The following is a 25,813-nucleotide window of genomic DNA, read 5'->3' on the forward strand; positions in this document are numbered from 1 at the left end:
TAAGTAAGAAGTGGTTTACTTACTCATCGTAAGAGATTCAAAAAGTCATCAAGAATTCTAAGAATTAATTTTGAATTTCTTTTAAAAGTGCCTGAGCCTCTGGTCTATCAAGATTAGACAACATAAGTTTTGCTGGATCTAATTCTCCATTCTTCAGATAAATCAAGGCCAAATACCAACTCGCATCCTCCTTGAATTCAGAGGCGTTTTCATCTGCAACCTGCTTCAAGAGTTTCTGCGATAAATCATAGTTTCCCAATTCCAGATTAGCCATTGCCACAAAATAGATCAGCGTGTCATCTGCAAATTCCTCTTCAAGAAGAAGGTTCCATCGTGCCAAAGCTTCCTTATACTTTCCTTCTTTATAGTCTACCATCCCACGGTCAAATTCGTAGGAATCCGAGCCCGACATGGCAGTAATCAATCCAGGGTCTGTCTGGTAGTAGGCAGCGAAAAGCTTTTCATTTGGACTTTGGAATACGCTCTGAATACCCCACCAACTCACCAAAATCAGTATTAATGAAGCGGCTATTGCTAAAATCCAACGGGAAAGTGAAGCAGATTTGGTCGGCTTTTGGTTTACAATTTCTTCATGTATTTTTTCCAATTCTACTTTAAACAAATAGGCCTCCAAGTCATTTTTAAGAATTTTGACTTCCTGAATTTTCAAACTCCATTCTGGGTCTTCATTTTCTGAATGTTGAAACGCCAGTGATTGCTCTTTGGTAAGTTTTCCATCAAGCCATGCTTCAATCAGCTCGTACTCTGAAGGTGTGATTTTTAAATTATTTTCCATCAGGATTTGATAATTTTCCGGAGAGTTTCCATGCAGCGATACTTATTGTTTTTGGCCGTTTGAGCGGTCCAACCAAAGCTTTGGGCGAGGTCCTGAAGTGAAACTTTTTTAAAATAAAACAGCTTCAAGAGTTCCTTACAACTTTCTCCAAGCTGCAAAAAAGCCTTTTCCAGCTTTTGAAGCCTTTGATCTTGATCCTCACCTTCTTGATTATCTGAAATTTCCAACAAAGAAGCATTCAATGGCTGCTCAACTTTGTATTTCCTTGAGCGAAGGAAGTCTAGCCATTTGTTTTTTGAAACCTGGTAAAGAAAGCCTTGCAAGGCTGTATTATTTTTAGGAGAGAAGTCTCCAGCATTCACTTGTTGCCAAACCGACAAATATGCCTCCTGAAATATATCTTTAGCTTGATCCTCGTCTCCACTATTCTTTAAAATATAGTTTCTCACTTTGGGGAAAGTTTCCTTATATAAGGAAGACATTATTTTCCTGTTCTTCTCCCTGAGTCCTCTTACGAGTTCTTCTTGCGATAGCTGATGAATTGAATCTTTTGGCATACTAAGCTAGTTGCCAAAAAGATACAAGTAAATCTACTTTATCCCAAGAGCTTTTGGCCGGTTAAGTTCTATTAGAATTGATCAATGTCTTGATAATTATTGATATTTTTAGTTGTCAGGTTAACCATTAAAGCATTGTGTGCATTGGCAAAATTTGTATAGTTAGCTTGAGTGTAATCTGCGTTTCCGTTGAAAATAATTGCTGCTGCCATCCCATTAGCATTAAACATATATCCTGATCGGGTACCCGGTAGGGCTCCAAAAAAATATTTAGACTGATTAAAACTTGCTACGCCATTTGCAAAATTGGGATTAGGAGCCGAACCTTGGATAAATTGGTTATAAAATGCCGGCTGCAATAGATCAGGTCTTGACGGACTTCCATCGACTGCGGTTACGAATCTTAGTAAATCAGGAGCTGATGTAACCAATCCTCCATCACCGTCTCTCCTTTCTATATTGAAATTATATTCAAAGCCTTTTGTTCCACCTTGCCCATAATATACCGCCTCGTTAGGCAGCCTTCCCTGCGTGCCGTTTTTTCCATAAGCAGTTGAAGCCATTTTGAGAGGTCCCATAATTCTTTCCTTTACAAATTGAGAGAAGCTCTTTCCGGAAACTTCTTCTACGATTCTAGCTGCAACGAAATAGTTGGTATTGATATATAAATATTGAGTCCCAGGATCAAAAGTCAGGGATGCATTATCCATCATCCAATCGAAGAAGCCAGCGTTGGTTCTTTGTTGCTCATAATCAATTGCATCCCGATTTCCATTAACTACCCAGCCTCCGGTAGTCATTTGAAGAAGGTGTTTAACTGTGACTTGTTTCACTCGATTAGAATAGGGTTTACTGCCGAAGTTTGTTCCTAAAATTGCCCCTTCTCCAAACACTTTATCTTCTAGAGCGATTTTTCCATCTTGCACCAATAACATTATTGCTAATCCTGTAAAGGATTTGGATACACTTGCCACTCTCATTTGAGTTCCGATCTCCATAGGTTTATTTTGAGATTGATCGGCTAAACCATAAGCCTTTTGATATACAAGCTTTCCATTCTTAGAAATTGCCAAACTTGCCCCTGGGATATTATATTCAGAAAGGAAGTCCTCGATTTGAGAATCAATTTCAATTAAGTCTTTTTGACTGGGTATTGGCTGGGGTGTTGGTTCTGATTTTTCTGAGCATGCAATAGAAAAGATGAACAGAATGAATAGAAGAATTTGGGATGCATTTGAAGTTTCGGTTTTCATTTCTAGAAAGATTAGGTTCTTTCCTTCACATCGAGTTAACCTCTAATTTGTCATCAATTTTCCTTTAATTTCTTTCTCAAGATCCAAAAAATAGTCATAAAGATTAATCCTGAGCTAAAAAGTATAATCCACTTTTCTGATTTTGCTTCAATCTCCACCGGATCAGGATTACCCAAAATAATTAAACCTGTCCAAAAACTAGGATCTAATTCTCTTCCATTGGCTTGAGCTATATAATTCAATTTTGCTTCTCTTAGTGCTACATCCTTTGGCAACCCTTCTTCAAGAAAACTGTAAAAGTCATCTGCTATATCAACACTGGTCTTTTCGTCAATTTTGCCTAAGCCTATAAGCATGGATTGAGTCCCTGAATAATTAAATGCATGAGCTAAGGATATCATTCCCTCTCCTGCTGCATAAGTAGGCTTGCCAGATTCACAAGCAAGGAGCACTGCTAATTCCGAATTTAAATTCAACTCATATATTTCACTGGCAAAAAGCTCGTGAGGTTCTAGAGGATTCTCTGTTGACTTAGCAAAAACCAAATGTGTATCACTTGGATTGACATTGCTAGAAAAGGCATGGGTGCCAAGGTGAATAATTCGGGATTTTCCAGCTTCTTTCTTGAAGTTGCTAACAGTCGATTGACCTTCTAAATATGTTTTTGATTCAAATTTGGAGGAAATCTCTTCTACCAACCTTCGTGTAAATGGTTGTGGAATCAATTCCAGATAGTTTTTATCCACATACTGTTTATCAAAAAAAGCCGCTTGATAGGTTTTTTTCATTCCATCAAAGAACCCAGGTGCAAAAGCAGCTAATTGTGTCTGGTAAGATGTTCTTTTTTGCTTTTCCAGCAAAAGTAGACTGTATTGATATGAAAAGCTATGATCCTGGATCAAAGAGTACTTTACAAGTTCAGACCATTGGTTAACTGCTTGTTTACTGAGTGCATCAAAACTCAAATTAAATAATAAGCCTTCAGGGATGATTGTTATTCGATGAGTTTCTAGATGGGGTCTAATGGGTTCCCAAACTAATTGATAGATTTTGTGGAAAACTAAGGGCTGAAATTTATTTTTTGATGATTGATCAGCTAGTGTTTCCAGAATAGGTGAGAGCGATTTCGTATTTAAGGGTATTAGTTTTTTGTATTTTTCTTTTATCACCAAAACCATCCAGTCCTGACCTACCTGAAAGTAGCGAAGATAGGTCATACTTGGATCTAGACTGGAATAAACTCTCTTCAGCGCGCTTTCGCTTGTCTCAAAATGAAGCTGATAATATTTGGGATAATGTACTCTCAATGAATCAAGAAAATCTACCCATTCTTCTTTAGCTTTACTATAAGCTACCAGGTTTTTCCCTTCATCGAGAAAAGATTTTTTAAGTTGATCTTTTAGATTTTCTTCGCGCAGGAGAATTTTCGTAGGAATCCCTCCAAATTTTACTGATTGGTTTTTTTGAAGCCTAGAGCGAATTTGCCTATAGCGCGCATGCTCATGATATGTCAGTAATCGATCCAGATAGATTTCTTTTCCTGACACCTGATAAAGATCCAATTCGATTTGTTCCAAAAATTCAAAGTATTCCCGGTTTATATCAAGCTGAATACTGATGTCTGAAGGCTCGAAAAGAAAGTCTGATTGAGAGTCGATAATTTGAAGGCCCTCCAGAAGTTCTTTTTCAATAGATTTTAAAATTTCAGCACTTTTATTTTCTAACTTATATAGACTTCTATTTTTAATAAGGATGATCTTAGGTTTAAGAAATACGGCTTGGATTGAATCTTGAACACTATTCCTCCGATTTATTAGTCTATTCCATAATTCGAAAGTACTATTTGATACCCTTAATGCCTCCGAATATTGGCCTCCTAACTCGTGAATTGCTGCCTGATTTAAAGACTGATTAAAGTCCAAAAACAAATTGTCCGAATTAATTTCCTCGAGGTATTTCCTAGCCTTTTGCGAAAGGGAAATGGCCTCTGCAGTTTTCCTGTTTTCAGCTAAAAAACGTGAGAAATTTTTCAAAAAATCCAGATATATCACATCGTACTCCCCTTGAAGCTCTTCATCAAAAATCAATTTGGCCTGACGATATAAGGAATCTGCAACATCTTCATTTTGAAGAAAATCCTCCATCCTAGCTAAAGTATGAAGAGCATCTCCTTGCCAATATGAACTTTCTTGGTCAGTGTTTTGAAGTCTTCCTAGGCCATCTTCTAAGTACCTCTTAGAAATTTCAAGTTCTTGAATATCAAAGTAGATTTGGCCTAAAAGAATACGAGACTTGGTAGTAGCTAAGTCATTTTCTCCCAATTCCTCGATTTTTCTCCGAAAGGAAAATTCCAAAAGTTGCTTTGCCCGACTATAATGCCCCAATTGCTTGTAGAGTCCCGCAAGATTATCGAGGGAACTCAAATAGTCTTGAAGTACTTTTTGATATTCAATGGCATCTAGATTGGTAGCCATGTATTTTTCCCGAAAAAGGATTGTTTGATTCATCGACTTTTCTGCAGCATTGAAATCGCTTTGAGCCATTTGAACCCCTGCAAGATTATTCAGGATAATACTTTTTCGATAAAGCTGGTTCCTTGGGCTTGGTTCGAGTAGATCTATTGCCTTTAAAGTTTTTTCATAATAGTAGGCTGCAGAATCTAAGTTGGAAGTAAAATAGGCGATGTTTCCCAAGTAACTATTGGCGAAGTAAATATTTTCTGGATCTTTTTCGGAAAGGTTTAAACTGAGGACTTGGGTTAAATGCTTTTTGGCAGCCGAAAGATCCATGTTTTTTATTGCAAGCCCTCCTAAATTGAGGTAGAGATCAGCAAAAATTTGTGGCTTCGATCCTGACTCTTTTCTCGCCCAATCTAATGCAAGCAGTGTAACCTCATAGGCTTTACTAATATTTCCAGTATACTCATACCAGTTGGCAAGACTTTTAGCTAATTTCCTCTGAAAACTAGGTTCAATTGAGAGTTTTTTCCAGTTTTGGTAAGTAAAAAGGAGCTTTTTGTTACCATCACTTTCTGGTTGAATGGCCCTTACAACACGACCATATAACACCAAGTATTCAGGTAAACTGTCAAACTGCATGTTCCTTTCAAAATCCTGAATATAATTTTCAACAAGTTTTAAGGCTTCTTTTTGTGCCCCGTTTTCTAACAATGAGTCAATAATTCCATCAGCAGAACCCTTTTGACCAAATAGTTGAAACGACAAAAAGAAAAAAAGAATTACTAAGAGCCTTCGCATTTGAAATAATAAGTAGTAAATAATCAAACACTCATCGAATAAGTTAAAAAAAGTCATCGAAAAAAGGAATTGATTCCTTTCTTCAGATTCAATAATTAGCCCACTTCTTCAAGATTTATTTGTTAAAGTAAGGCAAGAGCATAATATAGGAAACTCAGATTTCGCTTAAAAAATCACAATCATTAGAAAAGGACCTTCGCAAAACCTAAAGGCCTCTTGGCTGTACCAACTTGCTAAAAAGTCTAATGATAATTTTAATGGCCTGAAGTATTTTACTCTATTAAATTACTTAAGAACTAAAATACAAAAAGCCCCACATTTCTGTGAGGCTAATGTACCAGGAGCGGGACTTGAACCCGCACGTCCAAAAGGACACAAGATTTTAAGTCTTGCGTGTCTACCAATTCCACCATCCCGGCATTACCTATAAAATTATAGGCTGTCTTTTGCTTGTTAAAGCTATGGCTTGAAACAACAAAGCCCTCTTTCAAGGGCTTGATCTGAGCGAGAGACGAGATTCGAACTCGCGACCCCGACCTTGGCAAGGTCGTGCTCTACCAACTGAGCTACTCTCGCTTATTTCAATATCCCAGATCTTTGTCTGAGCGAATTGTGGATGCAAAGGTAAGCTCCTCTTTGATTTTTACAATAATTCTGACTGGAATTTTTTTAATAATCTCAGGAATTTTAAGGATCACACTGATTTTCAGCAATTTTTAAAATTCATATGAGGCCAAGATTTTAACCATCTCAGCCACATTTTTCGCTCCCAGCTTTCGAAGAATATTCTTTCTGTGGGTTCCGACTGTATTGATAGAAATATTTAATTTCTCCCCAATATCCTTTGATTCCATTCCTTCCAGCATCAACTCAACCACCTCTTTTTCCTTCTTCGTCAACTTGACCTCCTTGTCATTTGGAGAATCTTTAGATACAATGATTCGGGTACCATCATCTTTAGTGTAAGAATAGTTCCAATCATAACCCTTGTATTTAGGTGGTGTCAACAGCTTGACGATAATATGTAAGTCCATGGCAAAATTGCCATCCTTATCAATCAAATAAGGTCTTACTTTGGCCATCATCCAAGATACTTCACCGGAGGTTCGATGAACCCAGCGCGTGATATAGGAAAATTCAAAAGAATGTCTCTCATTCAAACTTAAACTGTGAAAGGCATCGAAAACAATCTTTTGGAACTTAAACAGCTCCTCCCGATCATCAGGATGCACCATGGTAAAAGAAGTTTCCATCCCCTTTTTGCGGAACATCTCCTCCGGATACCCTGTAAGCTTTTCAACCTCCCCAGTAAAAAAGGCCAATTTTAGATTTCTATAATCAAAACAAGCTATCAAAAGCCCCTCGTTCATGCCAATACTTTGGCTTAATGCCTCGAGATTCTCTAATAGTCTTCTTTCGTTGGGATGAGCTTTAAACTCCTGCTCCGCCCAATTTTGGAAGAACTTAGTATACTTATCTTGTTTTTTAAGGTCCTTTAGTAACACCTTATCCATAGAACATCTCTCTTTTTGCAGTCAATATACTAAAAAACTGATTTTTAATTAGTCAAGAGTTTTCTTCACTTCATGCAACTTTAGCAGTGCTTCTATGGGAGAAATAGAATTTATATCTATTTGATCCAAAAGTTCTTTTGCCTCTTTGAATTTAGGATCCATCTCAAACATACTAAGCTGATAATTATTTTTTGGGACAGAACTAAGTGACTTTTTGCCCTGGTTCATGGCCTTATCCTTTTCAAGATGAGACATAATTTCTGCAGCTCTTAATACCACAGGGTTTGGCATTCCAGCCATTTGAGCTACGTGAATTCCGAAACTATGCTCGCTGCCGCCTTCCTTCAGTTTTCTCATAAAAATCACCTTATTTCCAACTTCTTTTACAGCTACGTTAAAGTTTTTTATGCGAGGAAAATCCTGAGTAAGCTGGTTCAACTCATGGTAATGAGTTGCAAACAAGGTTTTTGCCTTGAAAGTAGGATGATTATGAAGGTACTCGACAATAGACCAGGCTATGGAAATTCCATCGTAAGTGGAAGTTCCTCGCCCGATTTCATCCATCAAAACTAGGCTTCGATCTGATAAATTATTCAAAATGCTAGCCGTTTCGGTCATTTCGACCATAAACGTAGACTCACCTTTGGATAAATTATCTGAAGCTCCAACACGGGTAAACACTTTGTCAATTATTCCAACTCTTGCGAAAGAAGCAGGAACAAAAGAACCCATTTGAGCCATCAAAACAATCAAGGCCGTTTGTCTTAGCAGGGCCGATTTACCAGCCATATTAGGCCCTGTAATGATTATTATTTGCTGGCTGTCGTGATCGAGATAAATATCATTCGGAATATATTCTTCTCCAGCTGGCAATTGCTTCTCTATCACCGGATGCCTTCCGTCCTTAATCTCCAAAGTTTCGGTATCGGATACCTTCGGACGGGAATAATTATTATTTAGAGCAACCTGTGCAAAAGACAATAGCGCGTCTAATGTGCCAACTATTCTGGCGTTTTGTTGAATTTGAGTGACAAATTGAGCTGTCTCAGTAACTAATTCCTGAAAATATTTTTGCTCCAAAGCAATCATTCTGTCCTCTGCATTCAGGATTTTTTCCTCATATTCTTTGAGCTCGGGGGTAATATATCTTTCCGCATTGACCAAAGTCTGTTTTCTGATCCACTCTTGAGGCACCTTATCCTTGTGCGCATGGGTGACCTCTAAGTAATACCCAAAAACCTTATTGAAGGCAATTTTTAAAGAACTGATTCCTGTATTCTGGATTTCCCTTTGCTGAATTTGCACCAGAAAATCCTTGCCCTTATTTGCTAAGTTTCTGTATTCATCCAATTCTGCATCTACGCCATCTTTGATCACGCCTCCTTGATGAACCAGCATCGGCGCATCCTCTTGAAGCTCCTTCTCAATTTTCTCCAAAATGTATTCACATGGATGGATTTGATCAGCTAATCTCTTTAGAGTGGGGTTTTGCTGTTCCTTGAGAAGGGTTTTTACAGGCAAAATCGCTTTCAGGGCCCGACGGATCTGATTCATTTCCCTTGGATTGGCCCTTCCGACCACCACCTTAGAAATCAATCTTTCCAAATCACCTATATGGCGCAAATGAGCCAATATTTCGTCTATCAGGATTGCGTTTTCATGGAAAAATTCAACCACATTAAGGCGTTCTTCTATAGGAGCTTTTTCCTTCAAAGGAAGAACCATCCACTTTTTCATCATTCTCGAACCCATCGGAGTTACCGTATGATCCAAAATTTGAATCAACGGAACGCCTCCATCATGCTGTGGGAATACCAATTCGAGGTTTCGGATGGTAAATTTGTCCAACCACACATACTTTTCTTCAGCAATCCTTGATATTGCTGAGATATGCTGTATTTCCTTATGCTCAGTTTCTTCAAGATAGAACAGAATCGCTCCGGCTGCCACTATGCCCATCTCCAGTTCCTCTATTCCAAAACCTTTGAGGTTGGCAGTTTCAAAATGGGTTTTGAGCTTTTCGTAAGTATAATCAAACTGATACACCCAATCTTCGCAGTGAAAAGTGATGTAGTCGTTTTTGATCAAGTCATGAGCTGTTTTTTTGGCAGCTTTCGAAAAAATAATTTCTGCAGGTGCAAAACTTTGCAGAAGCTTTTCTACATAGCTGGAATTCCCTTCAGCACACATGAATTCCCCCGTTGAAACGTCCAAAAAGGCGATTCCATGTTTATCCTTTCCAAAGTGGATGGATGCCAAGTAATTATTTTTTCTGGTGTCCAGAACTTGGTCATTGTAGGAAAGGCCCGGAGTTACTAATTCTGTAACCCCTCTTTTCACGATTCCTTTGACCGACTTGGGGTCTTCGAGCTGATCACAAATTGCGACACGATTTCCTGCTCGGACCAATTTGGGAAGGTAATTATCCAATGAATGGTGTGGAAAACCCGCCAATTCTATATGTGAAGCTGCACCATTGGCTCTTTTAGTCAAAACAATGTCTAAAACTTTACTGGCAATTATTGCATCTTCACCAAAAGTCTCATAAAAATCACCCACACGAAACAAAAGCAAGGCACCAGGATGCTTCGCTTTGATCGCATTATACTGCTTCATCAGCGGGGTTTCTTTTCCATCTTTGGATTTACTCATGGGTTCGGCTAATTTCTCTTAAATTTGGGGGAACGAATTAAGTTTGAAAATAGCCTATAAGCAAGGGAGATCAAAAAAGATGAAGAAATTAAGTATGGAAGAGTTGGAAAGGCTCTCCGTTGAAGAGTTTAAGGAAACCAAAAAATCACCCATTGCTCTGGTTTTGGATAATGTAAGAAGCCTGAATAATGTAGGATCGGCCTTTCGGACCGGGGATGCATTCAGAGTGGAGAAGATTTATCTCTGTGGAATTACTGGAACTCCTCCTCATCGTGATATACAGAAGACTGCCTTGGGAGCCACAGAGTCTGTAGAGTGGGAATATTGTCTGAATACCATGGAGGCTGTTCACAAATTGAAGGCGGAAGGTTATCAGCTTTGCGCCTTAGAACAAGTTGACCAATCCATACTTCTAAACGAGTTCAAGCCAGAACCTAATAAAAAATATGCCTTGATTTTCGGAAATGAGGTTTTTGGAGTAGAGGAGGAAGTTTTGAAAGCTTGCAATCAAGTCTTGGAAATCCCTCAACTTGGCACAAAGCATTCCCTGAATATTTCTGTTTCCTTGGGAATTGCAGTCTGGGATCTGATGGTAAAATTGGAGGCTTTCGATTCCTAAAAGCCCCCAACTCCGATCAGTTTTTCAGAAAGCGATATCTAAAGCCTAAAGATCCTCTTAACAAGGCTCCATTTTGGAATGAAACCAAAGGTGCCGCTTCAAAATGAAAACCAAATTCTTTTTTAGCAAATGGGTAGTAATTAATCCCGGCAGGAAAAACAAGTCCCGGAAATAAATTAGCTCTTCCTCCAAATCCCAGGTAAATCTGAAGGTCCTCATCAGATTTGACCATATAGTTCGCAACTAGCTCCAAACTCAGAAATCGTGTGAAATTATTGGCCCCTAGGCGAAACTCCGGAATCCATTTTTCACCTAGCTGCTTATTAATTCCCAAAAAGGGTAGATCACTCTGATGATAGGAAACAGTCCATTGGGCCTGAGACAAAAATGCAAAGGAAACGCAAAAAATAAGCGTCAGTAAAATTTTTTTCATATGATATAATTTGTTTTTAAAGGGCCATATAGCTTGTCCCGAACTTGATTCGGGACAATCTCGCACAGGTTCCCCGATGCTCGATTTCATGTAATAGTAGTTTTTAAGGATATGCCAGAAGAATCATTCCAATTGAATTCTAAAGGCTTTATTTAAATTGATTAAAATTTAATTGTATTTGATATTAAAAACCTAAATCACTCAGCTTAACGTGGGTTTTGATCATATTTGAACTTGCTTTTGCCACAATCTTGCCTGAGTCTTTCTGGATCACTGCTTCCCAATGGTTCAGGTTTGAGCCCGAACGGATTAACTCTGCACTCACCTCCAAGACTTCTCCAATTTGAGCAGGAGATAAGAAGTCAACATTCAAATTAATGCTGGTCATCAGATATTCTGAGCCGGCAACAAAATTTCCCATTCCAATCACGTCGTCCAACATCAACGAAGCTATTCCACCATGTAAAATTTTTGCAGGATTGCACATTTCCGCTCTTACAGTGTAAGCCACCTTGATATGCTTCTCACTTACTTCTTTCAATGTACCAGCCAACCAGTTACCTGCTGCTGATGGAGTTTTATCTAAGGTTTTGCCTACAAGAGACTGAAACGATTGCAATGCCTTCGACTCTTTTTTCATGAATTAGGGATATTATTATTTTGTATTAGAAGGGGTTTAAAAATAAAGAGGGATGAACAATATTTTGTGATAAACTCTAAACTCAATGAAAAAAACCTTATTCCACCAAGCGCGCGTAGTCTTCAAATACCTGCTTGAGTGCATCTTTTTCTGATTCTTCTTCCCAAAGCGGGATTTCTCTTTCATTTTGGACTAAAAAAATCATTTTTCCATTTTCAATCAAGGCCTTTAGTTGATTTATTGCTGACAAATGATCTGATTTATTTCCATTTTTAAAAATGAAAGTTTCTCCGCCCGATTTGATTTGAATTGGCCAATCAAAATTTTGTGGCTCGAGGTATAAGTAAGCCTCATCTTTAGGTGGATTTAAAATCAACACCAATTGAATTCCAGCTTCATCATTTTTCACACTCAAATCTTCGTGTCTGAATAAGGTCATACCTGCATCAGAACGGATTTCTCTATTATAATTGATGGCCTTCATATTTAAAAAATAGATTCTTGCAGCATCACTCATCCGAAAGGTTAAGTCTTCTCCCGTATTGTTGGCTCTTCTTGAATTGAAAAAGGAAAGACCCAAAACCATCAAAATGGACGCTATTCCGAATATTTTGATGATTTTCAGTAACTCAGGAGTTAAAACCGGATCTTTTGCAGCCATACACAGATAGTATTAAAGAATGCTTTGAAGCTTTTCTTTTAATAAAACCCATGCACTTTCAAGATGTTTTTGTTCCACATCAGTCTGGCCAATTACCCAGCGAATGACAAATTTACCCTCGAGTTTAGTATGTGAAAAAAATGCCTTTCCACTAGCATTGACTTCATTCATCCACTTTTCATTGATAACATTTAGCCTTTCTACTGATAAATCTGCCTGAGAATATCGAAAACAGATTGTGTTGAAATTTACTGGCGCCAATATCTCAAGACTTTCATGCTTAGATATCCATTCCTCAACTGTTTTTGCCAGTTTTAGATGATTTCTGAGTTTTTCCCGAATTCCTTCCAATCCATAAGTTCTCAGGACAAACCACAATTTCAGAGCCCGAAATCGTCTACCCAGTTGTATGCCCCAGTCTCGGTAATTGTTGACTTCATTGTCCAATTGAGTCTTCAGGTATTCGGGTGTGAGCGAAAAAGTATTTACCAAATATTGTGGTTCCTTTAAGAATAAGACGGTACAGTCGAAATTGGTGAACATCCACTTATGAGGATTGAAAACATAGCTATCCGCTTTTTCATGTCCCTGCATCAAACACTGATATTCAGGTAAAATCAGAGCCGTTCCAGCAAAAGCTGCATCTATATGATGCCAAAGCCCATGTTTCTGCGTGATTTGACTGATCTCATCGATAGGATCAACTGCAGTTGAACTGGTGGTACCCAAAGCAGAAACCACACAAAGTGGATAAAATCCATTTTTCAAATCTTCCACTATCGCTTTTTCCAATTCCTCAGGAATCATGGCAAATTCCTGATTCACTGGGATTCGTACCAAATTTTGAACACCCAAACCAGCGATCTTTATCGCCTTATCGATTGAAGAGTGAACATGGGAAGATGAATAAACCCGAAAAACCTTATCTCCAACAAAGCCCTTTTCATTGATTTGATAATGGCTGGCTTTTTCTCTTGCAGTTAATATTGCGCTTAAGGTTGCGGTGCTCGCAGTATCGTGAATGACTCCTTTCCAGGATGAATCTATTCCCTTGGCGTCTCTCAACCAATCACAAACTCTTTCTTCCAATTCCGTGGCTGCGGGGGAAGTCAACCAAGACATGCATTGAGCACCCAAAGTTGACATCAGCATTTCTGCCAAGATGGAAGGTTCTGAATTATTCGCCGGGAAGTAGCCAAAAAAGGCGGGATGCTGCCAATGCGTCATTCCAGGAAGAATTATTTTTTCAAAATCCTCAAAAATCTGATCGAATGATTCTCCCTTTTCAGGGGCATTTTTAGGAAGCTGATTGTATATAGTTTTGGGCTCTGTATTGGGTGTAACCGGATATTTTTCCTTCTCCTCCAAGTAATCTGCCATCCAATCAACTAACTGATGGGCTCTCTTTCTAAATTCCTGCTTATCCATAGGGTTTTTATCTCACGTAAGATCCTGCATTGATATCAATTGAAGTTCCGGTAGCATGATCAGCCAATCCAGAACAAAGCAAGGTGACCATAGGAGCAATGTCCTCAGGGAGAGTCAGCTCGTTCAAGGCAATATCATTTAGCGCAAAATCCTCTCCGTACTCCGATAAAATCTCATTTGCCATGTCTGTCCTGGTAAACCCTGGAGCAATTAAAAAGGCTTTAATGCCTATTTTCCCATAATGCCGTGCAATTGACCTTGTCAAACTTACCAAGGAGCCTTTGGATGCCGCATAGGCCAGATAATCGGTAGTATCTCCTCGAAAAGCTGCTCTAGAAGAAATAGTAATGATCCGACCGTTCTGCTGGCTTTTAGCCTGATCAACAAACTCTTTACAAAGAATTCCAACTGCTGTGGAATTAATCGCCATGGTTTTTTCCCAAATTTTCAGCCATTCATCGGTAGGCAAAGTATCTTTTGCAGGAATAGAAACCCCGGCATTATTCACCAATCCGGTTAATGGCCCATATTTTTTTATTAATGCAGGAATAAAACCCACTACTTTTCCGGAATCCGATAAATCACAAGACTCCATGAATCCTGGAGTTTTGAATTGACTCAACAAAGACTCTGCTTCCTCAGCATTGGAATTAAAATGGACGATTACTTCAGCTCCAGATTCAGAAAGTTGACGAGCTATAGCTCTTCCTATGCCTCTGGAAGCACCTGTGACCAATATTCTTTGGTTTTTTAGAGAAATGTTCATGATAGCAAAATATTATTTTGTAACCCAGTTCTCCCGAATGGCCAAGTGCTGAATATGAGCGAGATGGTGTTGGGAGTGCCAACTGTACATCAAAGCAACTTCCAAAAGGCTTTGTTGCCTCTTATTTTCCGGGTGATAATAGGTTTTATGGAAATCGCTCAGCTCCATTTTTTCCAGAAGTACTACCCATTTGAAATGTATGATTCGTATCAAATCCAAAGAAGGATTTACTGCAAGATCATAATCAGACATTTTGGCCCATGCAGCCTCATCATAAGGTTTGATAGTAGGGTTATCTTCCGTCAAAGCCAATTTGAAACGGATAAGAGCATTCATGTGACTGTCAGCAATATGATGGACCACTTGACGAACAGTCCAACCTCCAGGCCGGTAGGGAGTGTTTATTTGAGATTCATTGAGATTTCTCAATGCCTTATTTAGGTTCTCGGGCAGTAATTTTATCTGTTCGATCGCCTCTTTGAGATTTTCCTCGGCAGATTCAGGATCAAACTGAAATTTTCCGATAGGGTACTTTAAATGCTCTATATCAATCATAGGGTTTAAATTTTGCCTCCTGCGGCTATGGTTGCTAAATCTACGTTTTTTGCCCCATTGGCCAAAAGTACATTTGCACTGGAGCATAAAGTTGCTCCGGTAGTAATGACATCGTCCACTAGTAAGATGTTTCTGTTTTGAACTGAAATATTGCTTTTTAATTGAAAAACCTCCTCTACATTTCCCATTCTTTCCAGTCTGCTTTTTTTGGTTTGAGTTTCTGTTGCTACTATTCTCTCTAAAATATTCTCCATTTGAATACCCAGACTTTCAGCAAGCCCTTTGGCAAATTCCTCACTTTGATTGTATCCCCTTCTTTTCAGTTTCATTCGGTGTAAGGGTACCGGAACAATGCAGTCCCAGCTTTTTGAATAATCTTGTTTTAAGAGTAGTTGACCATACTTTTTACCCAAATAATATCCGACTTGAGGCTTATTTCGGTATTTCAGCTGATGAAGTAAGCGCTGACTTTTACCATTTTTTGTAAACTTCAAAAAGGCCAAAACTCTTAAAACCCTTGTCAACCCCTGCAATTTATCCTTCAAATCATTGTCAGTTGCCCGAAGATGATAGCTAGTTATTGGAAGTTTGCCTTCACAAATCGTACAAAGACAAAACTCGTAGTCGAAAAGAGCCCTTGTGCACAGCTCGCAATTGCGGGGAAAAATTAAATCCAAAAAATCTTTGACAAAAAGTAAACGCATACGCATTAGTTGCTGTTATTCAAACTGCTTGCAGAATAGCTGTATATTTGCGGCAGATTTATCCTAAACCATTAATTTAATGAATCTTATAGAGGAATTCAACGATTACAGAGCCCGCATGAATGATAAAATCATGGCCGCGGACAATAAAGTGATCAAGCGATTTTTCAATCTTGACACCAATGCTTATGCAGAAGGTGCTTTGGATATCAAAACGAAAGAAATGATCGGTCTAGCCTGCTCCATGGTTTTGAGATGCGACGATTGTATCAAATATCATTTGGGAAAATGCCACGAAGCTGGGCTCAATTCCAAAGAAATATTTGAAGTATTCTCCATCGCAACATTAATAGGTGGCAGCATCGTCATTCCTCATTTAAGAAGGGCGACCGAATATTGGGAAGAACTTGAAAATCAATAATATAAGTGTTTAAAAAAGATCTAGACCTGGAGAGAAAATGGTCCAAACTATTGGTTGGGCTGGAAGATACTATTGGGAAAAAACCCAAAGATCTCAATGGAGTTTTATTTCTAATAGGTGTTCAGGAACTAGGAAAAGGGGCCAAGACATTTTCAAAGGAGCAAAAGCAGGATTTGATGCATATTGCTGTTTGCAAGGTCTTAAGTCTAGCAGGATTTTACGAATTGGATTTTGTAGATCAAGAAGGCTGGCCTCATTGGAAACTAATAAAAGAACTTCCTCACTTCGATTTATTGGAGCAGGAAAAGCTCCTGAAGATTCAGGTTTTGGAATATTTTGAAAAAGAGTACCAAATAGAGATTGATTAAGCATGAAAATTATTTCATACAATGTAAATGGAATCAGGGCTGCCATCAACAAAGGATTTGTGGATTGGTTGAAGACTGAAAACCCAGATATCATTGGAATTCAAGAACTTAAAGCAGATATTTCCCAAATTGAACCAAGTATATTTACTGACTTAGGATATGAGTTACATTGGTTTCCTGCTGTCAAAAAGGGATATTCCGGAGTAGCCATATTTACCAAAATCAAACCCAAATCAATCAAAATGGGAATGGGTTTGGACAAATACGATGATGAAGGAAGATTGATTCAAGCAGTATTTGATAATTTCTCCTTTTTATCTGCGTATTTTCCTTCAGGAACCACTGGAGATATTCGACAAGACTTCAAATATGAGTTCTTGGATGATATCTATGGATATATGCAAGATTTGAGAAAAGAGCATCCTAATTTGATTTTAAGCGGAGATTATAATATTTGTCACAAGGCCATAGATATTCATAATCCTGTGTCAAATAAAAACTCTTCAGGATTCTTGCCAGAAGAAAGAGCCTGGATGGATAAATTCACCGAATCAGGATTTGTGGATAGTTTCAGACACTTTAATCCAGACCCTCATCAATACACTTGGTGGAGTTATCGGGCAAATGCACGATCAAAAAATCTGGGATGGCGTATAGATTATCATATGGCTACTGCGGAAATGCAGAACAAATTAAAAAGCTCAGTAATTTTGCCAAATGTGGTGCATTCGGATCATTGTCCGATTGTTTTAGAAATTGAAGATTAAACGCAAATAAATATTACCCATAGCATATAAAAGGAATGAATTCTATAAAAATTTCAATACCATCACTGATTGAGAACATAAAAATCATTGAGAGCTTCATTGACAATGCTCGCGAGAAGTTTGAAATCAATGATGATATCTATGGGAATATTATGATTTCTGTCACAGAATGTATCAGTAATGCTATCATTCACGGAAACCAAAGTAACAAGAACAAGCTGGTTCATCTGGAATTGAAAGCAGAAGAGGATCAACTGCAATTCATCATCGAAGATGAAGGAGAGGGTTTTGATTTGGAACAATTACCTGATCCTACTTCCCCGGAAAATATCGCCAAACCAGGAGGCAGAGGAATCTTCTTGATTCGACATTTGACTGATGAGGTAAAGTTTGAAGAAAACGGAAAGAAAACAATCCTTTCCTTTTACATGGATTAACATGGCGATTAATTTCTTTACTGAAGACAGCCCTTTTCAGCTCAAGCAGAAAAACAAGAGAAAGCAATGGCTTAAGGAAATAGCCAAATCGGAAGCCTATCAAATTTCAGATCTCAATTATATTTTCTGTTCAGATGAATATTTGTACCAAATCAATGTGGAGTATTTAAATCACCACACTTATACAGATATTATCACCTTTGACAATTCAGAAGAAGATGGACTTATCGAAGGAGACATTTTCATCAGTATTGATAGGGTTCAGGAAAATGCATCCAAACATCTAGTCCAAGAGGAAGATGAATTAAGCCGGGTGATAAGTCACGGTTTATTTCATTTGATTGGATACAAAGACAAGAAAAAAGAAGAAGCAGAACTCATGAGAACCAAGGAAGAGTTCGCTATTGAATTATATAAAAAATCATAGTGTTCCACGTGGAACAGTAAACCAAATTACTTACTTAATCTGTAAGTGTTCCACGTGAAACAGTAAAGGAAAATTATCATGTTTCAAAAATATGATGTCATAGTAGTAGGAGCAGGACATGCCGGATGTGAAGCAGCACATGCCGCGGCAAAGATGGGTTCTAAGGTATTATTGTGTACCATGAACATGAATACCATCGCACAGATGTCCTGCAATCCAGCAATGGGTGGAGTAGCTAAAGGGCAAATTGTACGGGAGATTGATGCACTCGGAGGTATGTCTGGAATTATCTCAGATAAATCCATGATACAATTTCGCATGCTCAATAGATCAAAAGGTCCTGCCATGTGGTCTCCAAGGTCTCAAAATGACAGAATGAGGTTTGCTGAAGAGTGGAGATTGGCATTAGAAGCAACTCCCAATGTGGACTTTTGGCAAGAAATGATTACTGGAATCATTGTCAAAGACAATAGAGTAGTAGGTGTTAAAACTGGAATAGGTTTAGAAATAGAATCAGAAACTGTAGTCCTAACCAATGGAACATTCCTAAATGGGATCATTCATATAGGAGAGAAACAGTTTGGAGGAGGCAGAACCGGAGAAGCAGCAGCTAAAGGAATTACAGAACAATTGGTGAGCTTGGGATTCGAGGCAGGAAGAATGAAAACCGGAACTCCTCCAAGAGTAGATGGTAGAAGCCTCGATTATTCCAAAATGGAAGTTCAACACGGAGATGAGAACCCTGAAAAATTCTCTTATTCTGATGAAACAAGTCCCTTAAAAGAACAAAGGTCATGTTGGATTACTTACACCAATAAGGATGTACACCAAACACTGGAAACTGGTTTTGACAGATCTCCTATGTTTAATGGCCGAATTCAAGGCTTGGGTCCGCGCTATTGTCCATCAATTGAAGATAAAATCAACCGCTTCGCTGAAAGAGAAAGGCACCAAATTTTTGTTGAACCAGAAGGATGGAACACTGTAGAAATCTACGTAAACGGTTTTTCTACTTCTCTACCGGAAGATGTTCAGCAGAAAGCCATGAGGCAAATTCCAGGCTTTGAAAATGCAAAAATGTTTCGACCAGGATATGCCATAGAATACGACTTCTTCCCACCAACTCAACTCAAGATCACACTTGAAACACAATTAGTAGAAAACCTATTCTTTGCAGGTCAGATCAATGGTACAACTGGATATGAAGAAGCGGCATCTCAGGGTCTAATTGCAGGAATCAATGCAGCACTGAAAACTCAGGAAAAAGATCCATTTATATTGAAAAGATCAGATGCATACATAGGAGTACTCATAGATGATCTAATCAATAAAGGTACAGAGGAGCCTTATAGAATGTTCACTTCCAGAGCTGAATTCCGATTATTGCTTAGACAGGATAATGCTGATTTGAGATTAACAGAGTTGGGTTATTCTATCGGTTTAGCTGATCAAAAAAGATTTGATAAGATCCAGGATAAAAAAGAGCAAACTGCAAAATTGATCAATGATTTGAAGCAGAAAAAGCTACTTCCTGACGAAACAACAAATGAGGGGCTGGAAGCTATTGATACAGCTGCTATCAAGGAAAAAATCAGTGCTGAAAAACTTCTAAAAAGGCCTCAAATCGGGATCAGTGATTTGAAGAAGCTGGATAAAGAATTGGCTACTTATTTATCAAAATATCCAACCGAAGTATTAGAGCAAGCAGAAATTCAAATCAAATACGATAGCTATATAGAAAAAGAACAGCAAATGGTGGAGAAGCTTTCTAATATGGAAAACTTTAGAATCCCTCAGAGATTTGATTATTTAGCTATCCCTGCTTTATCTGCTGAAGGAAAACAAAAATTGAATAAAATTAGACCAGAAACATTGGGTCAAGCTTCCCGAATAAGTGGGGTATCACCAGCTGACCTATCCATATTGACTGTTTACCTTGGAAGATAAACCTGTAGAAAGATTAACAAAATGCCCGCTTTGTAAGAGTGGGCTTTTTCTTAATTACACCGAGATCCCGGATTTCGCTGTAAGTAAGGAGAGATTCATTTTGTGTAAATGCACGAAATGTCAGTTGGTATTTACCAATCCTAGACCAACAGAAAAAGCGATAGCTCCTTATTATGACTTTCCAGAATATTACTCCCATTCTACTAAGAGCAAATCTTTAACAGCTCTGATCTATTCTAAAGTCAGAAAATATTCTATCAAGAAAAAATTCAAGTTGATAGAATCATTAAAAACAGAGAAATCAATTTTGGATATAGGCTGTGGAACTGGAGAGTTTTTAGCTTATACCAAAAAGAACGGATGGAATGTAGAAGGCTTAGAGCCAAATAAAAATGCCAGGAAGCTGGCAAAAGAAAATCTGCAACAAAAAGTCCATAAAAATCTTATTGATTTAGATCTAAAGAAAGAGTTTGATATTATTACGCTATTCCACGTATTAGAACATATTCATTCTTTAAGAAAAGGGTTCAAAAAGGTATTAAGTCATTTAAAATCAGATGGTTATATTATTTTAGCAATCCCAAATTTTGAAAGTGAAGATGCAAATCGATATGGAAAATTCTGGGCAGGTTGGGATGTGCCTAGACATCTTTATCATTTCAATGAAAAGTCTATAAATTATCTGGCAGAAGAATTTGATTTAAGTATCAAGGAAAAAAAGCCCATGATATTCGACAGTTATTATGTGTCGCTTTTATCAGAAAAATATCAGAACCCAAATTCCAATATACTAAGCAATTACAGCAAGTCATTTTGGACAGGATTAAAATCAAATCAATCAGGAAGAAAGACCGGTAATTATTCAAGCAACCTATATATCCTTCAGAAAAAGTGAAGATAAAATACACCTTTCTATTAGTTTTTTCTGTTGCATTATTCACTCAATGCGCAAAACAAAGTACACCTCAGGGAGGACCTAGAGATGAAGACCCACCAAAATTATTGGAGGCAAATCCTAAAGACCAATCAATAAATATCAAACCCGAAGAGATAGTCTTAGTATTTGATGAATATATCAAACTAGATAACCCCAATAAAAATATCATCATTACTCCAAGAGTAAAAAAGGATGAGGTGGTAACTACCGCTTTAAAAAATACTGTCACAATAGAACTTAATCAGGAATTAGAAGATAACACTACCTACGTATTCAATTTTCAAAAATCAGTTCAGGACTTATCAGAGGGAAATCCTGCAGAAAATCTAAAAATTGTCTTTTCAACAGGTTCAAGTATAGATAGCCTGGAATTGAGTGGTCAGGTTAATTTCTATTTCCCAGATAAACAGACGGATTTCAAAAACGTATTGGTAGGCTTATATCCAGAAAATGACACAACAGATTTATTTGCTGCAGCACCTTATTATATATCGCAAGTAGACAGTACAGGCCAATTCAAAATAAGCAATATCAAGAATGGAAATTACAGAGCCTATGCTTGGAATGATGCTAACAACAGTTTAAAGGCAGAATTCAAATCTGAGGCTCACGATTTTTTAAAAGACACAATCACCATTGAAGAAAATATTGAAGGAGCCATATTCAATCTATCTCAAGCGGATTTAACACCTATTAGATTACTCAGATCATCTTTTACTAATGGAAGCTATGATTTGATCCTCAATAAAAATGCGGTAGACATCAAGCTTGAAAATGAGAGTCTGGGAAAGAGCATATTTTACACTAAAGAAGACAAAAGGATTCGCTTATTTTCAGATAAAAGCATTCCTGATAGCTTAGCATTTAAGGTTAATTTGATTGATTCTGTAGGATATCAAATTGATACGCTGATCTATGCCAAATTTCCAGTCAATGAAAGAAAACCAGAGGAATTAACTGTAAAAGCTAATTCGGGCAAAAATTTCACTGGCACTATGGAGGCCATTCTAAGCTTTAATAAGCCAATAACAAAGATCCACACAGATTCTCTTTATATCCCACTAGACTCAGCGAGAAGTATCAAAATAGGACCAGAGATGTACTATTTTGAGGATTCAAGTATGAGAAATGTTCTCAGATTAAAGGTATCCATTCCAGACAGCACACAATCCGATGTTGTTACTCTGACAGTTGCAGATTCTACTTTTCAGGATATACAGCTTCAGTATAATCTAAAAGAATTAAAAGCTAATTATCGAAAAATCAGACCAGAAACTTTAGCAGACTTACTGGCCGGCAGAATTAATAATGCAGAACCACCATTTGTGGTACAGTTGATTGATAACAAGGATGAATTAAAGGCAGAAAAGAAGCTTATAGACACCAATAATTTCCGTTTTGAACGGATAGAAGCAGGAACTTATAAGATAAGAGTCATAGAAGATAGAAATGGAAATGGAAGGTGGGATCCAGGAAACTTCTTTGAAAACAGACAGGCTGAAAGAATTTTCTATTTTAGAAATCCAGAAAATTCAAGTACGGATATCATCATCAGAGGTGGATGGACTAATGATGGAATCATCATTGAACCTTCAAAAACTACTGGAATCAGTCAGAAAAAACCTGTGGACAACCCATCAGAAGACGGTGGATAAGTAAAGCATAAAGTGGACTTAACTCACACTTATACACCACAGGCAAGAGTTTGAAAAGTAAAGCCTACGAAAAAGGGGATAAGCTAAGATCTATCAACAGAGATCACATAAGATTTCCACAGCATAGTTAGACACCTTTCAAAACACAGAGCTCATCCACAAAAATATCGAGTTAGCTATAAAATCTTTGTGATCAAATAGATACAAGTGGATAAACTGAGGATAAGTCGTAGATAAGTAATGTATAAGATTGGAAGGAAAGTGGGGAATCAAGAAATCAACACTTACCAACATTTCCACAGCCTTAATAACCTTAATAAGAAATTTTTTAAAAATTAATCTAATAGAGTTATAAGCAAGTGAATACTGTGGATAGCTATCCTTTCAATTTTATTTTTTGGTTATATTAGGAGCTAATCAATTTTCAATACAAACAAAAAATCAACCGTTTTCCGCAGACTTGAGTTAGTAGTTAAAAAGAAAAGCTCAAACCTTCGGACAATAGATCTCTTAGCTCATAAACAATAAACCCATGGAATTAAACCGTCTTTTTGATTTAGTGCCTTATCAGATTGCCAAATTTGATAAAACAGATGCCGTTGCCAGAAAAGAAAATGGAGAATGGATTACTTATTCTTCGAGAGATGTCAAAGAGATCATTGATAATCTGAGTTTGGCTTTCATGAAAGCAAATATTGCTGCAGGAGATAGAGTGGCTATTATTTCAGAAAATAGACCGGAATGGAATTTTGTTGATTTGGCTTTGCAGCAAATAGGAGCGATTTCTGTTCCTATGTATCCAACGATTACCAGTGATGATTATGCTTACATATTTGATCATGCTGAAGTCAAAATGATTTTTGTTGGGGATACTACTATTTATGAGAAAGCGATTGAGGTAGCAGGAGATCGCAAAATTTATTCTTTTGACAAAATTGATGGCGTTGAGCACTGGACTTCCTTAAAGGAGACTGGCCTTTCTGGTGATCTTTCCATATTGGAAAAATCAAAAGCTGCCGTGAAATCCGAGGATTTATTTACGATTATCTATACATCCGGAACGACAGGGAGACCAAAGGGAGTGATGTTAACTCATCATAATGTATTAAGTAATGTTTTGTCGGTTTCTCATATCATGAGTCCACCAGAAGGTACCTCCAAAGTTTTAAGTTTCCTTCCGCTTTGCCACATTTTCGAGAGGACAGCATCCTTCTGTTTCTTCTACTTGGGTTTCTCGATTTACTATGCAGAGAATATGGATAGTATTGGTGAAAATTTAAAGGAGGTACAACCACACGTATTCAATACAGTTCCGAGACTTTTGGAAAAAGTTTATGACAAAATTGTAGCAAAAGGTTATGAGCTATCAGGTATTAAAAAGCAATTATTTTTCTGGGCATTAAATCTTGGATTAAAATATGATCCTGCTGCAGATATGGGTGGATGGTATAATTTTCAACTCAAAATTGCCAACCAGCTCATTTTTTCAAAATGGAGAGAGGCATTAGGCGGAAATATTATGCAGATTAATTCTGGAGCCTCCGCCTTGCAACCTAGATTGGCCAGAGTTTTTTGGGCTGCAGGAATAAAAGTCTGTGAAGGTTATGGTCTGACGGAAACGTCTCCCGTGGTGACTGCTTCTATTTCCAATCATGAGGAAATCAGAATTGGTTGGGTCGGCAAGATTGTCAAAGATGTGGAAGTGAAAATCGCAGAAGATGGTGAAATCCTAGTCAAAGGACCCAATGTCATGCAAGGGTACTACAAGAACCCCGAGATGACCGCAGAGGTACTTAAGAATGGCTGGTTCCACACAGGAGACATAGGTGAGCTTGACGGAAATTATCTCCGAATCACTGATCGTAAAAAAGAGATGTTTAAAACCTCCGGAGGAAAATATATAGCGCCTCAGGTGATGGAGAATAAATTCAAGGAATCAACCTTGATTGAGCAGTTGATTGTCGTAGGTGATAACAGAAATTTCCCTGGTGCATTGATCGTACCGAGTTTTGATGGATTGAGAGAATATTGTAAGCGAAAGGATATTCCTTACACCACTGATAGAGAAATGATCCAAAGAGAAGATATTCTGGAGAAGTACCAATCTGAGGTGGATTCCCTCAATAAATATTTTGGAAAATGGGAGCAGATCAAACGCTTTAGATTACTGCCTGAAGCTTGGGGAGTAGAATCAGGTGAACTGACTCCTACGATGAAATTGAAACGAAAAGTAATCCATCAGAAATATGCCGATGAAATAGAAGCCATTTATCAGGTTTGATTTGAGTCAAAAAGTTTCTGTAAATGACTTTTAAGTCCTTAATCCCAGTAATCAAAAGAAAATTCCGAAAGAACCTCAGTTTATTAATTATATTCTGATAAATTCAAATCATTGAGATTAATTAAAATAATATTTTATAATATTTGTTAATTCCAATCAATATTTGTGATGCATGCATAACTTTTTTTCAAATATAGTATGCATGCATACAAAATTTTTTTAAATTAGGTCTCCTCAAAACAATGGGAGATCCGTATGAAGAGAGAAGAAACAGTAGATTTTCACATTAAGAGTGCCTGGCATGCTATATCCAGGATGTACAATCAGCATGCAGCCGAAGAAGGCTTTACCACTGCCATTGGTTTTGTATTGATCAATATCAATTCCAAAGAAGGAACCCCCGCGACCAAAATTGCTCCCAAGCTTGGCTTGGAAACAAGAAGTCTTACCCGTATGCTGAAGACTATGGAAGAAAAAGGATTGGTCTACAAAAAACCTGATTTGGTGGATAAGCGATCAGTGAGAATTTATCTGACTGAAGAGGGAAAACGAAAAAAGGAAATATCAGTAAAGACGATTAAAGAATTTAATGAACAGATCCGACAGGTTATTCCTGAAAAAGATTTGGAAAGCTTCTTTGCCACCTTTGAAAAAATCCAGATGGTCATTGACCAGTTCAGCGGAATTGAAGTGAATAAACCTATATATGAACTATAATTTCCAAGATTCTTCTTGGAA

General features: G+C 37.7%; 24 protein-coding genes and 2 tRNA genes. 11 read left to right on the top strand and 15 right to left on the bottom strand.

What is annotated here, in order from left to right:
• Positions 1 to 64: 64 nt before the first annotated feature.
• The 8 genes from B2906_RS17740 to mutS form a co-directional block, all read right to left on the bottom strand.
• Positions 65 to 796 carry a tetratricopeptide repeat protein gene (locus B2906_RS17740; protein WP_219957354.1) on the bottom strand — a complete coding sequence of 244 codons (732 nt, stop codon included), beginning with the start codon at positions 794 to 796 and terminating at the stop codon, positions 65 to 67.
• Positions 796 to 1,353 carry an RNA polymerase sigma factor gene (locus B2906_RS17745; protein WP_219957355.1) on the bottom strand — a complete coding sequence of 186 codons (558 nt, stop codon included), beginning with the start codon at positions 1,351 to 1,353 and terminating at the stop codon, positions 796 to 798. The genes B2906_RS17740 and B2906_RS17745 overlap by 1 nt, the downstream gene beginning before the upstream one ends.
• A gap of 71 nt (positions 1,354 to 1,424) precedes the next feature.
• Positions 1,425 to 2,606: a serine hydrolase domain-containing protein gene (locus B2906_RS17750; protein ID WP_219957356.1), complete on the bottom strand. Its 1,182-nt coding sequence runs from the start codon at positions 2,604 to 2,606 to the stop codon at positions 1,425 to 1,427.
• Between the two features lie 53 nt (positions 2,607 to 2,659).
• Positions 2,660 to 5,830: a CHAT domain-containing protein gene (locus tag B2906_RS17755; RefSeq protein ID WP_219957357.1), complete on the bottom strand. Its 3,171-nt coding sequence runs from the start codon at positions 5,828 to 5,830 to the stop codon at positions 2,660 to 2,662.
• Positions 5,831 to 6,198: 368 nt separating this feature from the next.
• Positions 6,199 to 6,282: transfer RNA gene (locus B2906_RS17760), tRNA-Leu, on the bottom strand.
• 84 nt (positions 6,283 to 6,366) lie between these two features.
• A tRNA-Gly gene (locus tag B2906_RS17765) sits at positions 6,367 to 6,439 on the bottom strand.
• 140 nt (positions 6,440 to 6,579) lie between these two features.
• Positions 6,580 to 7,377, bottom strand: coding sequence for a LuxR C-terminal-related transcriptional regulator (locus B2906_RS17770; protein ID WP_219957358.1), 798 nt, complete (start codon positions 7,375 to 7,377; stop codon positions 6,580 to 6,582).
• Between the two features lie 48 nt (positions 7,378 to 7,425).
• Positions 7,426 to 10,029, bottom strand: a complete 2,604-nt coding sequence (gene mutS, locus B2906_RS17775) for a DNA mismatch repair protein MutS (RefSeq protein WP_144605981.1) — start codon at positions 10,027 to 10,029, stop codon at positions 7,426 to 7,428.
• Between the two features lie 79 nt (positions 10,030 to 10,108).
• On the opposite strand from mutS, the gene B2906_RS17780 reads away from it, so the two are divergent.
• Entirely contained in the window at positions 10,109 to 10,648 is a 540-nt protein-coding gene (locus B2906_RS17780; RefSeq protein ID WP_144605979.1) for an RNA methyltransferase, read from the top strand.
• A 16-nt stretch (positions 10,649 to 10,664) separates the two neighbouring features.
• Here B2906_RS17780 and B2906_RS17785 read toward each other — a convergent pair whose 3' ends face one another.
• The 7 genes from B2906_RS17785 to B2906_RS17815 form a co-directional block, all read right to left on the bottom strand.
• Complete coding sequence (locus B2906_RS17785) at positions 10,665 to 11,081, bottom strand: hypothetical protein (RefSeq protein ID WP_144605977.1); 417 nt, start codon at positions 11,079 to 11,081, stop codon at positions 10,665 to 10,667.
• Between the two features lie 184 nt (positions 11,082 to 11,265).
• Positions 11,266 to 11,721 carry a PaaI family thioesterase gene (locus B2906_RS17790; RefSeq protein ID WP_286942088.1) on the bottom strand — a complete coding sequence of 152 codons (456 nt, stop codon included), beginning with the start codon at positions 11,719 to 11,721 and terminating at the stop codon, positions 11,266 to 11,268.
• A 97-nt stretch (positions 11,722 to 11,818) separates the two neighbouring features.
• Positions 11,819 to 12,382 (bottom strand): hypothetical protein, encoded by a 564-nt coding sequence (locus B2906_RS17795; RefSeq protein ID WP_286942091.1) that lies wholly within the window; start codon positions 12,380 to 12,382, stop codon positions 11,819 to 11,821.
• A 12-nt stretch (positions 12,383 to 12,394) separates the two neighbouring features.
• Positions 12,395 to 13,810: a pyridoxal phosphate-dependent decarboxylase family protein gene (locus B2906_RS17800; protein ID WP_286942093.1), complete on the bottom strand. Its 1,416-nt coding sequence runs from the start codon at positions 13,808 to 13,810 to the stop codon at positions 12,395 to 12,397.
• Positions 13,811 to 13,817: 7 nt separating this feature from the next.
• A complete protein-coding gene (locus B2906_RS17805) occupies positions 13,818 to 14,576 on the bottom strand; it encodes an SDR family NAD(P)-dependent oxidoreductase (protein ID WP_144605970.1) in 759 nt (252 codons plus the stop codon).
• Between the two features lie 12 nt (positions 14,577 to 14,588).
• Positions 14,589 to 15,131 (bottom strand): YfiT family bacillithiol transferase, encoded by a 543-nt coding sequence (locus tag B2906_RS17810; RefSeq protein WP_144605968.1) that lies wholly within the window; start codon positions 15,129 to 15,131, stop codon positions 14,589 to 14,591.
• A gap of 5 nt (positions 15,132 to 15,136) precedes the next feature.
• On the bottom strand, positions 15,137 to 15,835 hold the full coding sequence (locus B2906_RS17815; RefSeq protein WP_219957362.1) for a ComF family protein: 699 nt from the start codon (positions 15,833 to 15,835) through the stop codon (positions 15,137 to 15,139).
• A 79-nt stretch (positions 15,836 to 15,914) separates the two neighbouring features.
• Here B2906_RS17815 and B2906_RS17820 point away from each other — a divergent pair, with 79 nt between their 5' ends.
• From B2906_RS17820 to B2906_RS17865, 10 genes are all read left to right on the top strand, one after another.
• Positions 15,915 to 16,256: a carboxymuconolactone decarboxylase family protein gene (locus B2906_RS17820; RefSeq protein WP_091653386.1), complete on the top strand. Its 342-nt coding sequence runs from the start codon at positions 15,915 to 15,917 to the stop codon at positions 16,254 to 16,256.
• Positions 16,257 to 16,261: 5 nt separating this feature from the next.
• A complete protein-coding gene (locus B2906_RS17825) occupies positions 16,262 to 16,624 on the top strand; it encodes a hypothetical protein (RefSeq protein ID WP_144605965.1) in 363 nt (120 codons plus the stop codon).
• 2 nt (positions 16,625 to 16,626) lie between these two features.
• Complete coding sequence (locus B2906_RS17830; protein WP_144605964.1) at positions 16,627 to 17,391, top strand: exodeoxyribonuclease III; 765 nt, start codon at positions 16,627 to 16,629, stop codon at positions 17,389 to 17,391.
• Positions 17,392 to 17,426: 35 nt separating this feature from the next.
• On the top strand, positions 17,427 to 17,828 hold the full coding sequence (locus B2906_RS17835; protein WP_091653382.1) for an ATP-binding protein: 402 nt from the start codon (positions 17,427 to 17,429) through the stop codon (positions 17,826 to 17,828).
• A gap of 1 nt (position 17,829) precedes the next feature.
• On the top strand, positions 17,830 to 18,255 hold the full coding sequence (gene ybeY, locus B2906_RS17840; RefSeq protein WP_144605963.1) for an rRNA maturation RNase YbeY: 426 nt from the start codon (positions 17,830 to 17,832) through the stop codon (positions 18,253 to 18,255).
• Between the two features lie 78 nt (positions 18,256 to 18,333).
• Positions 18,334 to 20,202 (top strand): tRNA uridine-5-carboxymethylaminomethyl(34) synthesis enzyme MnmG, encoded by a 1,869-nt coding sequence (gene mnmG / locus B2906_RS17845; RefSeq protein WP_286942100.1) that lies wholly within the window; start codon positions 18,334 to 18,336, stop codon positions 20,200 to 20,202.
• A 100-nt stretch (positions 20,203 to 20,302) separates the two neighbouring features.
• Entirely contained in the window at positions 20,303 to 21,097 is a 795-nt protein-coding gene (locus B2906_RS17850; protein ID WP_255590418.1) for a class I SAM-dependent methyltransferase, read from the top strand.
• Positions 21,094 to 22,794 carry an Ig-like domain-containing domain gene (locus tag B2906_RS17855; RefSeq protein ID WP_250161354.1) on the top strand — a complete coding sequence of 567 codons (1,701 nt, stop codon included), beginning with the start codon at positions 21,094 to 21,096 and terminating at the stop codon, positions 22,792 to 22,794. The genes B2906_RS17850 and B2906_RS17855 overlap by 4 nt, the downstream gene beginning before the upstream one ends.
• Positions 22,795 to 23,326: 532 nt before the next feature.
• Complete coding sequence (locus tag B2906_RS17860; RefSeq protein ID WP_144605960.1) at positions 23,327 to 25,075, top strand: AMP-dependent synthetase/ligase; 1,749 nt, start codon at positions 23,327 to 23,329, stop codon at positions 25,073 to 25,075.
• A 255-nt stretch (positions 25,076 to 25,330) separates the two neighbouring features.
• Positions 25,331 to 25,792: a MarR family winged helix-turn-helix transcriptional regulator gene (locus B2906_RS17865; protein ID WP_144605959.1), complete on the top strand. Its 462-nt coding sequence runs from the start codon at positions 25,331 to 25,333 to the stop codon at positions 25,790 to 25,792.
• The last annotated feature ends 21 nt before the right edge of the window (positions 25,793 to 25,813 follow it).

This window comes from Algoriphagus sp. UBA3586, from assembly GCF_002376385.1.
Taxonomy (GTDB): Bacteria; Bacteroidota; Bacteroidia; order Cytophagales; family Cyclobacteriaceae; genus Algoriphagus; species Algoriphagus ornithinivorans.